Annotated in this window: 16 protein-coding genes; 13 read left to right on the forward strand and 3 right to left on the reverse strand. The window is 67.6% G+C overall.

Going from position 1 to position 15051, the window contains the following annotated elements; all coding sequences use genetic code 11:
- From B7G52_RS04475 to thiL, 4 genes are all read left to right on the forward strand, one after another.
- Nucleotides 1-2007 (forward strand): site-specific recombinase, encoded by a 2007-nt coding sequence (locus B7G52_RS04475; RefSeq protein WP_096696452.1) that lies wholly within the window; start codon nucleotides 1-3, stop codon nucleotides 2005-2007.
- 278 nt (nucleotides 2008-2285) lie between these two features.
- On the forward strand, nucleotides 2286-3542 hold the full coding sequence (locus B7G52_RS04480) for a cation:proton antiporter (RefSeq protein WP_096696453.1): 1257 nt from the start codon (nucleotides 2286-2288) through the stop codon (nucleotides 3540-3542).
- On the forward strand, nucleotides 3535-4692 hold the full coding sequence (locus B7G52_RS04485) for a YbdK family carboxylate-amine ligase (protein ID WP_240523317.1): 1158 nt from the start codon (nucleotides 3535-3537) through the stop codon (nucleotides 4690-4692). Before B7G52_RS04480 ends, B7G52_RS04485 begins: the two co-directional genes overlap by 8 nt.
- Before the next feature lie 515 nt (nucleotides 4693-5207).
- On the forward strand, nucleotides 5208-6182 hold the full coding sequence (thiL, locus tag B7G52_RS04490; protein ID WP_096696454.1) for a thiamine-phosphate kinase: 975 nt from the start codon (nucleotides 5208-5210) through the stop codon (nucleotides 6180-6182).
- On the opposite strand, the gene B7G52_RS04495 is transcribed toward thiL, so the two are convergent.
- Both B7G52_RS04495 and B7G52_RS04500 read right to left on the reverse strand, forming a co-directional pair.
- Nucleotides 6170-6574 (reverse strand): tautomerase family protein, encoded by a 405-nt coding sequence (locus tag B7G52_RS04495; RefSeq protein WP_096696455.1) that lies wholly within the window; start codon nucleotides 6572-6574, stop codon nucleotides 6170-6172. The two genes, thiL and B7G52_RS04495, sit on opposite strands and share 13 nt — an antisense overlap.
- A 1-nt stretch (nucleotide 6575) precedes the next feature.
- Nucleotides 6576-6755, reverse strand: coding sequence for a hypothetical protein (locus B7G52_RS04500; protein WP_096696456.1), 180 nt, complete (start codon nucleotides 6753-6755; stop codon nucleotides 6576-6578).
- A gap of 136 nt (nucleotides 6756-6891) precedes the next feature.
- Between B7G52_RS04500 and B7G52_RS04505 the strand changes: the two genes are divergently transcribed.
- From B7G52_RS04505 to B7G52_RS04535, 6 genes are all read left to right on the forward strand, one after another.
- Nucleotides 6892-7821, forward strand: coding sequence for a LysR family transcriptional regulator (locus B7G52_RS04505; protein WP_096696457.1), 930 nt, complete (start codon nucleotides 6892-6894; stop codon nucleotides 7819-7821).
- Entirely contained in the window at nucleotides 7821-8708 is an 888-nt protein-coding gene (locus B7G52_RS04510; protein WP_240523318.1) for an alpha/beta fold hydrolase, read from the forward strand. The genes B7G52_RS04505 and B7G52_RS04510 overlap by 1 nt, the downstream gene beginning before the upstream one ends.
- A gap of 109 nt (nucleotides 8709-8817) precedes the next feature.
- Complete coding sequence (locus B7G52_RS04515) at nucleotides 8818-9366, forward strand: phosphatidylglycerophosphatase A (RefSeq protein WP_096696458.1); 549 nt, start codon at nucleotides 8818-8820, stop codon at nucleotides 9364-9366.
- Nucleotides 9360-9878 carry a CinA family protein gene (locus tag B7G52_RS04520; RefSeq protein ID WP_096696459.1) on the forward strand — a complete coding sequence of 173 codons (519 nt, stop codon included), beginning with the start codon at nucleotides 9360-9362 and terminating at the stop codon, nucleotides 9876-9878. The genes B7G52_RS04515 and B7G52_RS04520 overlap by 7 nt, the downstream gene beginning before the upstream one ends.
- 472 nt (nucleotides 9879-10350) lie before the next feature.
- The gene (locus B7G52_RS04525; protein ID WP_096696460.1) at nucleotides 10351-11166 is read left to right on the forward strand and encodes a hypothetical protein; all 816 of its coding nucleotides are present in this window, start codon (nucleotides 10351-10353) and stop codon (nucleotides 11164-11166) included.
- 200 nt (nucleotides 11167-11366) lie between these two features.
- On the forward strand, nucleotides 11367-11804 hold the full coding sequence (locus B7G52_RS04535) for an FKBP-type peptidyl-prolyl cis-trans isomerase (RefSeq protein WP_096696552.1): 438 nt from the start codon (nucleotides 11367-11369) through the stop codon (nucleotides 11802-11804).
- A 133-nt stretch (nucleotides 11805-11937) separates the two neighbouring features.
- Here the strand turns inward: B7G52_RS04535 and B7G52_RS04540 are convergent, their stop codons facing one another.
- Nucleotides 11938-12921, reverse strand: coding sequence for an LLM class flavin-dependent oxidoreductase (locus tag B7G52_RS04540; protein ID WP_096696461.1), 984 nt, complete (start codon nucleotides 12919-12921; stop codon nucleotides 11938-11940).
- A 155-nt stretch (nucleotides 12922-13076) separates the two neighbouring features.
- On the opposite strand from B7G52_RS04540, the gene B7G52_RS04545 reads away from it, so the two are divergent.
- Genes B7G52_RS04545 through B7G52_RS04555 form a run of 3 tightly spaced genes read left to right on the forward strand, consistent with a single transcriptional unit; the run spans nucleotide 13077 to nucleotide 14970 of the window.
- A complete protein-coding gene (locus tag B7G52_RS04545) occupies nucleotides 13077-13577 on the forward strand; it encodes a nuclear transport factor 2 family protein (RefSeq protein WP_096696462.1) in 501 nt (166 codons plus the stop codon).
- Between the two features lie 2 nt (nucleotides 13578-13579).
- On the forward strand, nucleotides 13580-14491 hold the full coding sequence (locus tag B7G52_RS04550; RefSeq protein ID WP_096696463.1) for an alpha/beta fold hydrolase: 912 nt from the start codon (nucleotides 13580-13582) through the stop codon (nucleotides 14489-14491).
- 2 nt (nucleotides 14492-14493) lie between these two features.
- Complete coding sequence (locus B7G52_RS04555; protein WP_096696464.1) at nucleotides 14494-14970, forward strand: OsmC family protein; 477 nt, start codon at nucleotides 14494-14496, stop codon at nucleotides 14968-14970.
- Nucleotides 14971-15051: the final 81 nt, after the last annotated feature.

A 15051-nucleotide genomic window follows, 5' to 3' on the forward strand; every position in this document is an offset into this window, starting at 1 on the left:
ATGCGGACACTGAGCGAGTTGCTGGACCAGCTGGAGCCGCGGGCCGAGCTGGCCGTGCGGCACCTCTGGCTCAGCGACCTGCTGGACTGGATACGCGGGGACGCCGGCAATGCGCAGGCCGCGCTGTCCCGGGTCCAGCTGTTCCTGGACGCGGCGCACGCCCGGCCGGGTTTTCCGGAGCGGCTGCGTCAATGGTGGCTCACCCTGGTCGAGACGGTGGATGCCACGCCCCTGTTTTCCGATTTCGGTTTTGCGCCGCGTGCCGCCTTTCTCAGCGAACTCGGCGAACGGCTGCGCTACAAGCTGTTGCCGGGCACGCCCGAGACCACGCACGCCACCGAACTGTTCATGCTGCTGTTCCCGGTGCCGTTCGACGCGCAGTGGCTCAAGCTGCTCGACGAGGACACGCTGGGCCGGCTGGGCGCCCTGCTGGACCCGCCCATCGCCACACCGGCCGGCGACGAAGCCGTTGGCGAACCCCCTGCCACCGGCGCCAGCACGTTGTTGCAGGACTGGCAGGTCACGCTGCTGGAGTCCCTGACCTACTGCACCAGCCAGGTCTGCGCCACCGGCTTCTCGCCGGAACTGCGCCTGCGCATGAGTTCCCAGAGCCTGCTGGCCCGGCCCTTTCACGGCCTGCAAGCTGATCTTGAAGCGCTGCGCGCCGCGCTGCTGCTGCACGGGCCCGACAGCGGCGCGCTGCACCTGGCGCTGGACCAGTTCAAGAGCCGGCTCGAGGCTTGCCGCAGCGCCGCCTCGTCGGTGTACGTCCATCTCGATGAACATGGCATCTCGGTCGGCCTGGTGTTTCGCCTGCGCCAGTTGCGCGAGCGCATCCTGCGCATTCGCGAGCTGCTCGACTGCCTGCTTTCGGACAAACCCGCCACCAGCGCCATGCAGCTGCTGGCCCGGCTGGTGCTGCTGGCCGAAGAGCGCCGCAGCATACGCGCGCTGGTGGCCAGCAACTCCACCCTGCTGGCCGCCAAGGTGGCCGAGCGCGGCGCCGAGACCGGCGAGCACTACATCACGCGCGACCGTGCCGCCTACACCGACATGCTGGGCAAGGCGGCCGGCGGCGGCGCCCTGACGGCCGTCACCACGCTGCTCAAGTTCATGGTGGTGGGGCTGGCGCTGTCGGCCTTCTGGAGCGGCTTCCTGGCCAGCATCGTGTATGCCGCCAGCTTTGTGCTGATCCAGCTGCTGCACTTCACGCTGGCCACCAAACAGCCGGCCATGACGGCACCGGCCATGGCCGCCAAGCTCAAGGACCTGCGCACCGGCGAAGCGGTCAGCGAGTTTGTCGACGAGGTCACCCACCTGGTGCGCTCCCAAGTGGCGGCCGTGCTGGGCAACGTGCTCGTGGTGGTGCCGGTCGTGCTGCTGATCAGCCTCGCCATGCAGTACGGGCTGGGGCGGCCGATGATCGACGCGAAAGAAGCCGGTCATGTGCTGCACACCCTGAGCCTGCTCGGCCCCACGCTGCTGTGGGCCGCCTTCACCGGTGTGGTGCTGTTTGCCGCCAGCATCATCGGCGGCTGGGTGGAAAACTGGTTTGTGCTGTACCGGCTGGCGTCAGCCATGCGTTACAACCCGCGCATCACGCGGGCCCTGGGCGTTGCTCGGGCGCGGCGCTGGGCCCATTTCATGCGCGACAACATTTCCGGCTTCACGTCCAACATCGCCCTGGGTTTCATGCTGGGGCTGATTCCGCCCATGACCGGCTTTTTCGGTCTGGAACTCGAAGTGCGCCACGTCACGCTGTCCTCGGGCCAGTTGGCTGCGGCCGCTGCGGCCCTGGGCTGGGACGCGTTGCGGCAGCCGGCCCTGTGGTGGTGCGTGGCGTCCATCCCGCTGATCGGTGCACTCAACCTGGGGGTGAGTTTTTACTTCGCCTTCCGGCTGGCGCTGCGGGCCCACAGCGTCAGCGGTGTGGACCGCGGCCGCATCCGTTCTGCGATCTGGGCGCGCTGGCGCAGCAAGCCGGCCAGCTTTTTTCTGCCCGATTGAGTTCCACGGGAACTGTCAGTACCCTGACAGCCATCACACCAACAGCGCGGCAGGCCCGCATGTGAGTACTTGTCCTACATGCAAAGAGTGTGAAGCGTTGTAAATTGGGGCTGCTTTTCCCATGGGTGCCTGTCCGGCCTGCAACCCCCGGCCCCGACAATGAACCGCAGCAGGCCCCCGGGGCTTGTCGCCGCATCGGCGGCCTGTCCCCATCGAGCACCCGCGCACCCCTGCGCGGCGCTGCATGAATTTCAATCAATCAGCGGAGACACTCATCCATGAATGAAATCGTGGCCATTTGGGCCGAATGGATCAAACCCTCGGCGGGACTTCCCACGGTTCAGTGGTCCATCCTGCTGGCGCTGGCCGCGCTGACCGGGCACCTGGTGCAGCGTTATGCAGGCGTTCCCAAGGTGGTGGGTTATTCGGCGGTCGGCGCCTTTGCCGGTCTGGCCGGATTCACCGGTGCGGCCTGGCCGCTACAGGGAACCGGCCTTTTTCTGCTGGAACTCGGCGTGGCCGTCGTGCTGTTTGAAGCGGGTGGCCGCATTCCGCTGCGCTGGTTCCGCCACAACCCCATGGTGCTGGTGCAAAGCCTGGCCGAATCGACGCTGACCTTTGTCGCCGTCTATTGGGCGCTGACTTTTTTCGGCGTGCGTGACGTGGTCGCCGAGCCGCTGGCCCTGCTGGCCATGGCGGCTTCGCCGGCGGTGCTGTCGCGCGTGATCATCGACACCCGCGCCTCCGGCCCCGTCACCGAGCGTGCCATGGTGCTGTCGACCCTGAGCACGCTGTATGCGCTGACGCTTTGCAGCGCCCGCGCCGGCATGATGAACACCGCCGACCAAAGCCTGACCGACACCCTCTACCCGGTGGCGGTGGTGCTGGGCCTGTCGGTGGTGGTCGGTGCCGGCCTGGCGCTGGCGCTGCGTTCGGCCCTGCGCGTGATGAGCCCGACCAGCGAGAACACCGCCATCCTGCTGCTGGCCCTGATCGCCACCGGCGCCGCACTGGCCGCCCACTTCGGCGGCTCGGCGCCCCTGGCCGCACTGCTGGGCGGCATGATGCTCAAGCAGCTCAACCCCCGGCCCTGGTCCTGGCCGCGGCAGATGGGCACCGCCTCGGCGATGCTGACCATGCTGATGTTCGTACTGGTTTCCGTGGTGGCCGCGCAGGCCGACTGGAGCGGCCAGGTGGCCGGACTGGTGGCGGCGCTGGTCGTGGCGCGGGCCCTGGCCAAGATCACCGGCGTCGCGCTCGGCAACGTGGGCAGCGGCGCCAGCTGGAAGCAGGCCCTGTGGGTCGGCTGCGCGATGTCGCCGATGTCCTCGGTGGCGCTGCTGATCGTTTCGCAGTTTGTGGCTTCGTCGGCGTCGCTGGGACCGCGCATTGCCAGCATTGCGCTGCCGGCCATCCTGCTGATGGAAGTGCTGGGCGCCATCGTCGCCACCTTCGCCATCTACCGCGCCCGTGAAAGCTCCAAACCCTGGACGCACAAACCCTGGACCACCTCAACCGGAGAGCTCCGTGAGTAAACACACCCCTGCGCAACTGGCACCCGGCGGGCTGGAGCCCTTCCAGAAATCGGAGGCGCTGTCGCTCGGCGTCGAGCTGGAACTGCAGCTCGTCAACACCCATGACTACGATCTCGCCCCGTATGCCGAAGACATGCTGCGCCTGATGGACAAGATCCCCCTGCCCGGCAGCGTGGTGCCCGAAATGACCTCGAGCATGATCGAGATCTCTACCGGCGTCTGCCAGTCCTCGTCCGAGGTGCTGGGTCAGCTCACGCAGATCCGCGACGCACTGGTCAAGTGCGCCGACAAGCTCAACATCGCCGTGGTCGGCGGCGGCACCCACCCCTTCCAGCAATGGCATGAGCGCCGCATCTACGACAAACCGCGGTTTCGCGAGCTGTCCGAGCTGTACGGCTACCTGTCCAAGCAGTTCACGATTTTCGGCCAGCACGTGCATGTGGGCTGCCCCGATGCCGACACCGCGCTGCTGACGCTGCACCGCATGTCGCGCTACATTCCGCACTTCATCGCGCTGTCGGCCTCCAGCCCCTATGTGCAGGGACAGGACACGGCCTTTGATTCGGCGCGGCTGAACTCGGTGTTTGCCTTTCCGCTGTCGGGCCGCGCGCCGATGGCGCTGACCTGGGACGAGTTCACCGTCTACTTCGAGAAAATGACACGCACCGGTGTGGTCCGGAGCATGAAGGACTTTTACTGGGACATCCGGCCCAAGCCGGAGTTCGGCACCATCGAGATCCGCGTCTTCGACACACCGCTGACGGTGGGCCGCGCCGCCGCGCTGTCCGGCTACGTGCAGTCGCTCGCTTCCTGGTTCATGAACGACCAGCCCTTCATGCCGACCGAAGACGACTACCTGGTCTACACCTACAACCGCTTCCAGGCCTGCCGCTTCGGGCTGGAAGCGGTGTATGTGGACCCGGCCACCGGCGAACACATGGCCCTGCGTGACCACATCCTGATGACCATGGACAAGATCGGCGCGCACGCCAGGCCGCTGGGCGCCAGCAGCGGCATCCACCTGCTGCGCAGCAGTGTGGAGCTGTCGAACAACGACGCGCGCTGGTTGCGCGAGTTGCAGGCCAAGGAAAACCTGCTGGCCGAAGTGATTCGCCAAGCCGCGCTTAAGTTTCGGGGATTGCCGGTCTGACTGCGGCTGCATCACGCTGCGTCTGCGGTCTGCCCTGGACAGTAGGACGGACTCCCCACTCCCACCCCTAACCCCTGCCCTCGCCTCGCTGGGCGATGGAGGGGGACTTCATTTGGCTGCGTGTGCTGCACTCGCGTGCAAACATCACGGCCGCTTGAGTCCGACCTGACGCGCTTCGCGCCAGGTCTCCCCGTATCTGCATCCGCTCCCGCTTTCTTCCCCCACCCGTCGGGCTGGGGCCGAGGAGCGCAGCCGAAAGTGGATCAGGGCGAGCGATTGTCTGAGCCGAAGGCGAGTTCGAGCTCGACCCCACTTTCGGCGAGCACCGCAGGGTGCCCGTAGCGAAGCGAAGGGACCCAGACCATCGGGTCGCCTTTTCTTTTGCTTACTTTTCTTTTGGCGACGCAAAAGAAAAGTGAGTTGCCGCCGGGCAACCCCCGGCTTGCCGGCAAACCACGCCTCCTGCATTGGCCAACGAATAAAAAAATGGCCCCACCACCCGTTATGCTCCCCCCATGGGTGAATTCGACCTGATCGCGCGTTATTTCACACGCCCCACGACCCGCGCCGTGCTGGGCGTCGGCGACGACTGCGCGCTGCTGCAGCCGGCCGCCGGCATGCAGATGGCCATTTCCTGCGACATGCTGGTCGAGGGCCGGCATTTCTTCGCCGATGTGGACCCGTTCGCGCTGGGTCACAAGGCGCTGGCCGTCAACCTCAGCGACCTCGCTGCCTGCGGTGCGCAGCCGCTGGCCTTCACGCTGGCGCTGGCCCTGCCGCGGGCCGACGAAGCCTGGCTCGCGGCCTTCTCGCGCGGCCTGTTCGCCCTGGCCGATGCCCACGGCTGCGAACTGGTCGGCGGCGACACAACGCAGGGGCCGCTGAACATCTGCATCACCGTGTTCGGCGAGGTACCGCGCGGGCAGGCGCTGCTGCGCTCGGGCGCGCGCGACGGCGATGAGGTGTACGTCAGCGGCACGCTGGGCGAAGCGCGGCTGGCCCTGGAAGCGCTGCGCGGCAGCATCGCCTTGCCGCACGAACGGCTGGCCGCCGCGCGCGCGCGGCTGGAGCAGCCCACGCCGCGTGTCGCGCTGGGCCTGGCGCTGCGCGGCATCGCGACAGCGGCCATCGACGTGAGCGACGGCCTGCTCGGCGACCTCGGCCACATCCTGGAGGCCTCCGGCACCGGTGCCCGCATCGACACCTCGGTTGCTATCAATTTACTAGCTGATGGCGCAGATTCCACAAGGGCTGAGGGCCATTTTTCGCATGAAACCCGGCTGCGCTGCGTGCTGGCCGGCGGCGACGACTACGAGCTGGCGTTCACCGCGCCGGTGTCGGCGCGAGCGGCGGTGCAGGCCGCGGCGCTGCAGGCGCAGACCGCGGTGACCCGCATCGGCGTCATCGAACACCCGCCCGGCCTGCGGCTGGTCGACGCCTCGGGGCATGCCGTGCCGGGCCGGTATGCGTCCTTCGATCACTTTGCCTGAGCCAGCGTGCGCTTGCGGGCCTGTTGCGTGTGCCCGCCATAGCCCCAATCGGCGGCCGGCAGTTCCCGCACCACCACGTAACTGGCTTCTTCCAGTGCGCCGCCCTCTCCCAGCTGGCGCTGCAGTTCGGCAAACGCCGCGCTGACAAACGCGGCTTTCTCGTCCACCGTGTTGGTGCCGGCGGTGATGCTGATTTCCAGCAGCGCGGTGGGCCGCCGCAGTTCGTCGCCACCCACATACCAGTGTCCAACAGGCAGGCCCTCCACGATGACCGCCGTCACCTCGCGCCGCTTGCCGAGCAGCTGCGCGGTCAGCGTGGTCAGCGCCTGGGCGAGTTGCCGGTAACGGGCCGGGGTTTGCAGCGGTGCCACTTTCAGCGTCAGCGTGGGCATCTCAGGCCTCCCGCGGAAGTTGCAGCCTTGCCGGGCGGCGCAAGGCCTGCAGGCGGCGCCGGATGGCTTGCCCCAGCCGGCGCCAGAAATCGTTGATTGCCTGCCGGCGCAAGGCCTCGGCCTGGCGCTTGGCTGCATCGTGCAGGCGCTGGTAGCTGTCGTGGTGGAGATCGCTGTACATGGCGGGTCCTTTCATTGCGGTGACTGGTGCAGGCCACTGTAGGCAAGCCCTCACCCGCGGGAAACAGCGCGACGTGCAATTGGGTTTTGCGTTCGCTGCAAAGGCAGGGGCACCTGCGGCTGGTTACCATCACGCCATGCGCGACCTCAGCTTCGATGACATGCACCTGTTTGCCCGCGTGGCCGAGCTCGGCACCCTCTCGGCCGTGGCGCGCGAGCGCGACGTGCCGGTGAGCCAGGTCTCGCGTGCGCTGGCGCGCATCGAAAAAGCCTGCGGCGCGCGGCTGATCCACCGCTCCACCCATGGCCTGACGCCGACCGCCGAAGGCCAGACCTTTTTGCAATACTGCCGGCGCCTGACCGGCACGCTGGACGAGCTGGAGGGCGAGTTTGCCAGCCAGTCGCGCCAGGCCAGCGGCTGGGTGCGCGTGGCGGCCAGCACGGTGGTGGCCGAGTACCTCCTGATCCCGAGTTTCGAGAGCCTGCACGCGCGCCACCCCAAACTGTGTGTGGAACTGCAGGTCGAGGACAGGCTGGTGGACATGGCGCACGACGGCATCGACATCGCCATCCGCACCGGCGCGCCGCTGACCGACACGGTGGTGGCGCGGCAGCTCGGCACGCTGGGCCGCAAGCTGTACGCCACGCCCGGCTACCTGCAGGCCCACGGCACACCCCGGCATCCGGACGACCTGCACCAGCACCGCCTGATCACCAACAGCGCGGTGGCCATGCTCAACCACTGGCCTTTCATCGTCCAGGGCAAACCCAGCGTGGTGGTGACGGAAGGGCAGTGGCGTTCGGGCAGCACCGGCATCACCGCGCAGCTGGCGCTGCACGGCCTGGGCATTTCGCGTTTTGCCACGGTGGTGGCCGAGCCCCTGGTGCGGCGCGGTTTGCTGGTGCCGGTGCTGCCCGCCTTTGTCGACGACCAGCCCAGCCCGATTTACGCCGTCACACTGACGAGCCGGCACCGCCTGCCCAAGATCAGGGCCTGCCTCGACCACTGGGCCGGGTGGTTTGCCCAGGCCGAGGGCGTTCAGCCCGCTGCGGGTATAACCGCCTGATGCAACCCGACACGCCACCCGCCCCGCCCCCCGACGTCCAGCGCCTGCTGGCCAGTGCCACCTGCCTCGAAACGCCGTGCGGCAACGGCAGCATGGTCTGGCACCGGTGGCAGCCCGATCCGGCCCGGGCCGGCGCGCCGCACCTGCCGGTGGTGCTGCTGCATGGCGGCAGCGGCAGCTGGACCCACTGGTTGCGCAACATCGAATCTCTGGTGGGCAGCGGCCGCGAGGTGCTGGCCGCCGATCTGCCGGGTTTTGGTGACTCGGCGCCGCCCGCCAGAGGCAACGACGCCGACGCGCTGGCCGCTCCGGTGCAAGCGGGTCTGCAGGTTCTGCTGGGCGATGCCGCCTGCGACCTGGTGGCGTTTTCCTTCGGCGGCATGGTCGCCGGCTTTCTGGCGGCGCAGTGGCCGGCCCGCGTGGCGCGGCTGGTGCTCATCGGCTCCCCCGGCCTGGGCGTGGCGTCGAGAAACACCGTCACGCTCACGGCCTGGCGCCACCTGCCCGACCCGGCCGAACGCGAGGCCGTGCACCGCAAGAACCTGGCCGCGCTGATGCTCTACCGGCCCGAGGCCATCACCGCGCTGGCGCTGAGTGTGCACAGCGACAACACGCTGCGCGACCGCATGAAGGGCCGCCGCCTGGCCTACACCGACGTGCTGGCGCGCACACTGGCCGAGGTGCGCTGCCCGGTGTACGCGATTTACGGCCGCGAAGATGCGCTGTACCGCGAGCGGCAGGAAGCGCTGGCGCTGGCCCTGCAGTCGGCGCCCAACTTTCGCGGCATGCACTGGATAGACAACGCGGGCCACTGGGTGCAGTTCGAGCAACCGCAGGCCTTTGATGCCGTGTTGCGGACGGTTCTGGATGAAAGCTCCACCCCTTGAAGTGCTATGAAAAACATAGCTACTTGCGCACGTTTTCATTGGGCCGCGTGCCATTTTTACGCATGAAATAGAATCGCTTCGCCCCCTGCGCACCCGCTGCCCACACACCATGCCCCCACTGAACGAAACCCCTGCCTTTCCGGGCGTACCGCATGCGGCGCCGCCGCGCCGGCCCACGGCCCGCTTCATGCTGGCCCACCCGGCCCACCTGCTGGCGCTGGGCTTCGGCTCGGGCCTGAGCCCGGTGGCGCCCGGCACGGCCGGCACCTTGTGGGCCTGGCTGGCCTTTCTGGCGATGGCGCCTTGGCTGAGCACGCCGCAGATGGGGCTGCTGATTGCCGTGGCCACGCTGCTGGGCTGGTGGGCCAGCACGGTGACGGCCAGGAACATGGGCGTGGCCGACCCCGGCAGCATCGTCTGGGACGAAATCGTGGCCTTCTGGCTCATCCTCTGGCTGGTCATGCCGGCGGGGCTGTGGGGCCAGCTCGCGGCGTTTGTGCTGTTCCGCTTTTTTGACGCGGTGAAGTTCGGCCCCATGGCCTGGGCCGACCGGACTTTCAAGGGTTTTGGCTGGCGCGGTGGTTTCGGCATCATGCTGGACGACTTCGCCGCGGCGTTCTGCACGCTGCTGGTGATCGCCGCCTGGAGCTTCTGGTGAACCCTTCGTCACTACCAAAAAGTGAGCTGTCTTCGCCCGTCCTGGCTGGGCTGCTGGCCGATTTGCTTCTCAAAAAAGGCTGGCTGCTGGCCACCGCCGAAAGCTGCACCGGCGGCATGATCAGCGCCGCCTGCACCGACCTGGCCGGTTCGAGCAACTGGTTCGAGCGCGGCTTTGTCACCTACTCCAACGAGGCCAAGACCGAGATGCTGGGCGTGGCTGCGGCGCTGGTCACCGCCCACGGCGCGGTCAGCGAGGAAGTCGCGCGCGCCATGGTGCAGGGCGCCATCACGCATTCCAGAGCCCGGGTCGCCGTGGCGGTGACCGGTGTGGCCGGCCCCACCGGCGGCAGCCGCGCCAAGCCGGTGGGCACGGTCTGGTTCGGCTTCATGGTGGACGGACAGGTCAGCAGCGAGATGCAACACTTCGACGGCGACCGCGCGGCCGTGCGGTCGGCCACCGTCCAACATGCGCTGCAGCGGCTGGTGCAACTGCTGGCCGACCAGCCCTAAGCCCAATGCTGCTCAGTTAGTTCAGTTAGCTCCGTTCACCCTGAGCTTGTCGAAGGGCTACAAGGCTTCGACAGGCTCAGCCCGAACGGTAGTTGTACAGAATTGACCGTAAGCCCGCGCCGCGGCGAGGGCCCCACCTGCGGCGCAAACCCCAGCCGGGCCCACATCTGCACCGTGTACTGCGGCGGGGCCTGCAGGGCGGGCGGTGCGGGCTCGCGCATGGCATAGGCTTCGCGGTTGGTGTGCCGCAGCAGGGTCTGGGCGAACAGCGGGGGTCGGGCTTGACGGCGGCAGGCGCAGCTGGCGCGCCCAGGGCCAGCCCACCCACCCGCAGCTTTTGGGTCAAGGGTTTTCCGGGCTGTGTAAAGTAGGCCTTGCCCCGCAGCGCCGCAGGGGCGGGACGGGTAAAGTTGTTTTGTTTTTTTGGCCACAAGGACCCCCCAGCGCGACTGGCGGGTTTCACAAGGATTGAATGCTGACATCACGCTGGCTCCAGACGCTTTGGCACCGCCCCGGTGCGGCGGGCCGCGTGCAAGGCCCCGCACCGGTGTGGCTGCTGTCCGTGCTGGGGTCCTTGCTGGCCCTGCCTGGCGCCCATGCGCTGGAGTTCAGCTACGGCAACCCCTTCCCGGACGGCCCGCTGGCCGGTGTGGCCCGCAGCCTGACGATCAGCGGCGAGCTGGTGCCGGGTGACACCGCCCGCCTGACCGAGCTGGTGCGGCGCAAACCGGCCGACGCCTGGCACGCCCTGGGGCGGGTCGAGCTGGCCATTTCAGGCGGCGACACCGCGGAAGCCCTGCTGCTGGCCGACACCCTGGCCGCCTTGTACCCACACACGGTCACCACCGCCGACTGCGCGGGGCCCTGCGCCATCGTCTGGCTGGCCGGCGCCTGGCGCCTGTTGCCCGCCGGGCGGATTGGCCTGCAACAAGCGCCGGGTTCCGCGCGGGACAAGGCGCCTACCGACGGGCTGCGCAACTACCTTGTCAAGCAGGGCCTGCCAGCGCCGGTGTACGAGCGCTGGATGGCCAGCCGCGGCAACGGGGTGTACTGGCTGTCCGGCCAGGAGGTCAACACCACCGGCACCTGGCCGCCCTACTATTACCAGAAGCTCAGCGCCCGCTGTCCGCCGCTGGACAACACGGACGAGTCTTTTCACGCCGTGCGGCGTTGTGCGGCCCGGCTGGTGATCAGCCAGAAGGCGTTTGCCTTTGACAAGCTGCTGGAGGGCGTCAACGACCCCTGGTGGAACGACAACCGGGACCTGCTGCGCGACGCGCCGCGCTGAATGTGGCCCCCACGGTTGCTCACTGCGTGTAGCGCCCTGCCCCCCGAGGGGGCCGCTGCGCCTGCGGACTGGCAAAGCCAGATCCGCGGCCCTGGCTTGCATTTTTGGCTCGTGTCAACGTTCGCTTCGCTTCGTGTCACTTCTTGCAGCGCGCTAACATGAGCGCATCGGTCTTTCTGACCATCACCCAAGGAATTCTCATGCGATCCATCCTCTGCGCCAGCGTTTTGTCATTGTTTGTGTTGCCCGCCGCCTGGGCGCAAGCCGATGCGGCCGCGGCCGCCGCCGCCAAGGAGGCCGGTGCGTCCGTCACGGCCAGCGGGCTGGTCTACCGCTCGCTGAAAGACGGCAGCGGCGCCAGCCCGGCCGCCACTGACACTGTCAAGGTGCACTACCGCGGCAGCTTTCCGGACGGCAAGGAGTTCGACAGCTCTTACAAGCGCAACGAACCCACGGAATTTCCGCTGAACCGCGTGATCCCCTGCTGGACCGAAGGCGTGCAGAAAATGAAGGTGGGCGGCAAGGCCAAACTCACCTGCCCGGCAGCGATTGCCTACGGCTCGCGCGGCGCGGGCGGCGTGATTCCGCCCAACGCCACGCTGCAGTTCGAGATTGAATTGCTGTCGATAAAGAAGTAGCCCCCACGGTCGCTCACTACGTGTAGCTCCCTGCCCCCCGAGGGGGCCGCTGCGCCTGCGGCCCGGCAAAGCCGGTTTCGCGGCCCCGGCTTGATGGGAGAGCTACACGCGGGCGGCGCGCGAAGCTTCATCCTCAGCCCTGCAGGCCCGCCGTGATCTCGTAGGAGCGCAGGCGCGCCTTGTGGTCGAAGATCTGTGAAGTGATCATCAGCTCGTCGGCGCCGGTGCGGGCCACGAAGGCCTCCAGCGCATGGCGCACCGTCGTCGGCGCGCCTATGGCCGAGCATGACAGGGTCTGCTCCAGAATGGCGCGCTCGGGCGGCGTGAGACGCTCCTCGTAACCGGCCACCGGCGGCTGCAGGCGCGAAGGCCTGCCGCTGCGCAGGTTGACAAAGGCCTGCTGCATCGACGACGACAGCAGCTGCGCCTGTTCGTCGCTATCGGCCGCAAACACATTGAAACCCAACATCACATAGGGGCGCGCCAGTTGCTCCGAGGGTCGGAAGCGGCCGCGGTAAACCTCGATGGCCTGCATCATCTGCGCCGGCGCGAAGTGCGAGGCAAAGGCAAACGGCAGGCCGAGCTGGGCCGCCAGCTGCGCGCCGAACAGGCTGGAGCCCAGAATCCAGATCGGCACCTTCAGGCCGGCGCCGGGCACGGCGCGCACGCGCTGGCCCTCGGACACCGGCTCGAAGTAATGCATGAGTTCAACCACGTCCTGCGGAAACTCGTTGGGGTCGGCGTTCAGGTCGCGCCGCAGCGCGCGTGCCGTCGCCTGGTCGGAGCCCGGCGCCCGGCCCAGCCCGAGGTCGATGCGGCCCGGAAACAGCGATTCCAAGGTGCCGAACTGCTCGGCAATCACCAGCGGGGAATGGTTGGGCAGCATGATGCCGCCGGCACCGACGCGAATGCGCGACGTCCCGCCGGCCACATGCGCCATGACGACCGCCGTGGTCGCACTGGCAATGCCGGCCATGCCGTGGTGCTCGGCCAGCCAGTAGCGCTGGAAGCCCCAGCGTTCGGCGTGTTGCGCCAGGTCCAGGGTGTTGCGCAGGGACTGCGCGGCGTCGCTACCCTCCACGATGGGGGAGAGGTCCAGAACGGAAAAAGGGATCATGGTCGAGCAGATGGGTCGCGTTGGCACATTATCAATGCCCGGCCTGTCGCCCGGGTGCCTGCTGGCTGTTACAGGTCGCTGCGCAGGCGCATCCGGACGGTGTACGATTTCGCGGGTTGATCCCTCTCCGTGCTCCTTCACTTCCGAAAGCGTTTATGCATCCCAACGAGCAGACCCTGGAGAAGTTCTACAGCGCCTTTGCGCGCCTGGACCCGGACACCATGGCCCAGTGTTATGCACCCGACGCATCTTTTGACGACGAGGCGTTTTCGCTGCGCGGGCACGAGCAGGTCACGGGCATGTGGCACATGTTGTGCGATGCCACCCGGGCCAAGGGGCGCGATGTGTGGCAACTCGACTACAGCGACGTCCAGGCCGATGCGTCCGCCGGCCAGGCGCACTGGGAGGCGCACTACCGCTTCAGCGCCACCGGGCGCATGGTGCACAACGTGATCAACGGGCGCTTCACCTTCACGCCGCAGGGGCTGATTGCCACCCACCGTGACCGCTTCGACTTCTGGACCTGGGCGCGCCAGGCGCTGGGCACGCCAGGCCTGCTGCTGGGCTGGACGCCTTTTCTGCGCAGCAAGGTGCGCAAGACGGCGGCGGCCAACCTGCACACCTACCTGGCGCGGCGGAAACAGGGCGGGCACTGAGCATGGCGTCCACCCTGCCGCAGGCCTGGTTTGAAGGTTTTGAAGCGCGCGACTTCGAAGTCAACGGCACCTCCATCTTCGCCCGCTACGGCGGCAATACCGCCGGCCCGACCTTGCTGCTGCTGCACGGTTTTCCGCAAAGTCATGTGATGTGGCACCGCGTGGCGCTGGCGCTGCAGACACACTTCTTCCTGGTGCTGCCCGACCTGCGCGGCTACGGCGACTCGTCCAAGGTGGCCGGCCTGCCCGACCACAGCAACTACAGCAAACGCAACATGGCGCAGGACGCCGTGGCCGTGATGGACGCGCTGGGGCGCGGCAACTTCTATCTGTGCGGCCACGACCGCGGCGGCCGCGTGGCGCACCGCCTGGCCGTGGACCACCCCGGGCGCGTGGACCGGCTGTGCCTGATCGACATTGCGCCGACGCTGGACATGTACAACGCCACCGACATGCGTTTTGCCACCGCGTATTACCACTGGTTCCACCTGATCCAGCCCAACCCGCTGCCCGAAACCATGATTGGCGGCTGCGCCGTCGACTACCTGCATGCCAAGCTGGGCGGCTGGGGCAGCCGCGGCCTGAGCTACATCGAGCCCGAGGCGCTGATCGAATACGAGCGCTGCTTCTGCACGCCCGAAGCAATCCACGCCGCCTGTGAGGACTACCGCGCCAGCGCCGGCATCGACCTGGTGCATGACCGCGAGAGCCGGGCGCGCGGCGACAAGATCGCCTGCGACACCCATGTTCTGTGGGGTGAGCGCGGTGTGGTGCAGCAGCTGTTCCAGCCGCTGGACCTCTGGCAGGCGCAATGCGCCGGCATCGTCAGCGGCCAGGCCCTGCCGGCCGGGCATTTCATTCCCGAAGAGCTGCCGCTGGAAACGGCGCACGCCCTGCACACCTTCTTCAAATAACCATGGCCCACTACACCGCTGAAGTTTTATGGCTGCGCAACGAAGGCGACTTTGCGGGCAACCGCTACAGCCGCCGCCACCTGCTCCGTTTTGACGGCGGCCTGGAGGTTCCCGGCTCGTCGTCACCCCATGTGGTGCCGCTGCCGATGTCCGACGCCTCGGCGCTGGACCCGGAGGAAGCCTTTGTGTCCTCGCTGTCGAGCTGCCACATGTTGTGGTTTCTGTCGATTGCGGCCAAACGCAAATTCTGCGTGGACCGCTACTTCGACGCCGCGGAAGGGGTCATGGAAAAAAATGCCGACGGCAAGATGGCCATGACCGTCGTGACACTGCGGCCCGACGTGGAGTTTTCCGGCGAGCGCCAGCCGACCCGCGAAGAGCTGGACAGTCTGCACCACGAGGCGCACGACGCCTGCTTCATTGCCAACTCGGTCAAAACCGACGTACGCTGCGAGCCGGTGTACGGTGCGCTCGCATGAGCCGCGCAGTGACGTGGGCCGGCCTTCACCGCCGGGCCGGCTTGATTCCCCTGCTTGGCCTGTTGGGCCTGCTCAGCGGCT

Origin of the sequence: Polaromonas sp. AER18D-145 (assembly GCF_002379095.1) — a bacterium.
Classification (GTDB): Bacteria; Pseudomonadota; Gammaproteobacteria; order Burkholderiales; family Burkholderiaceae_C; genus Polaromonas.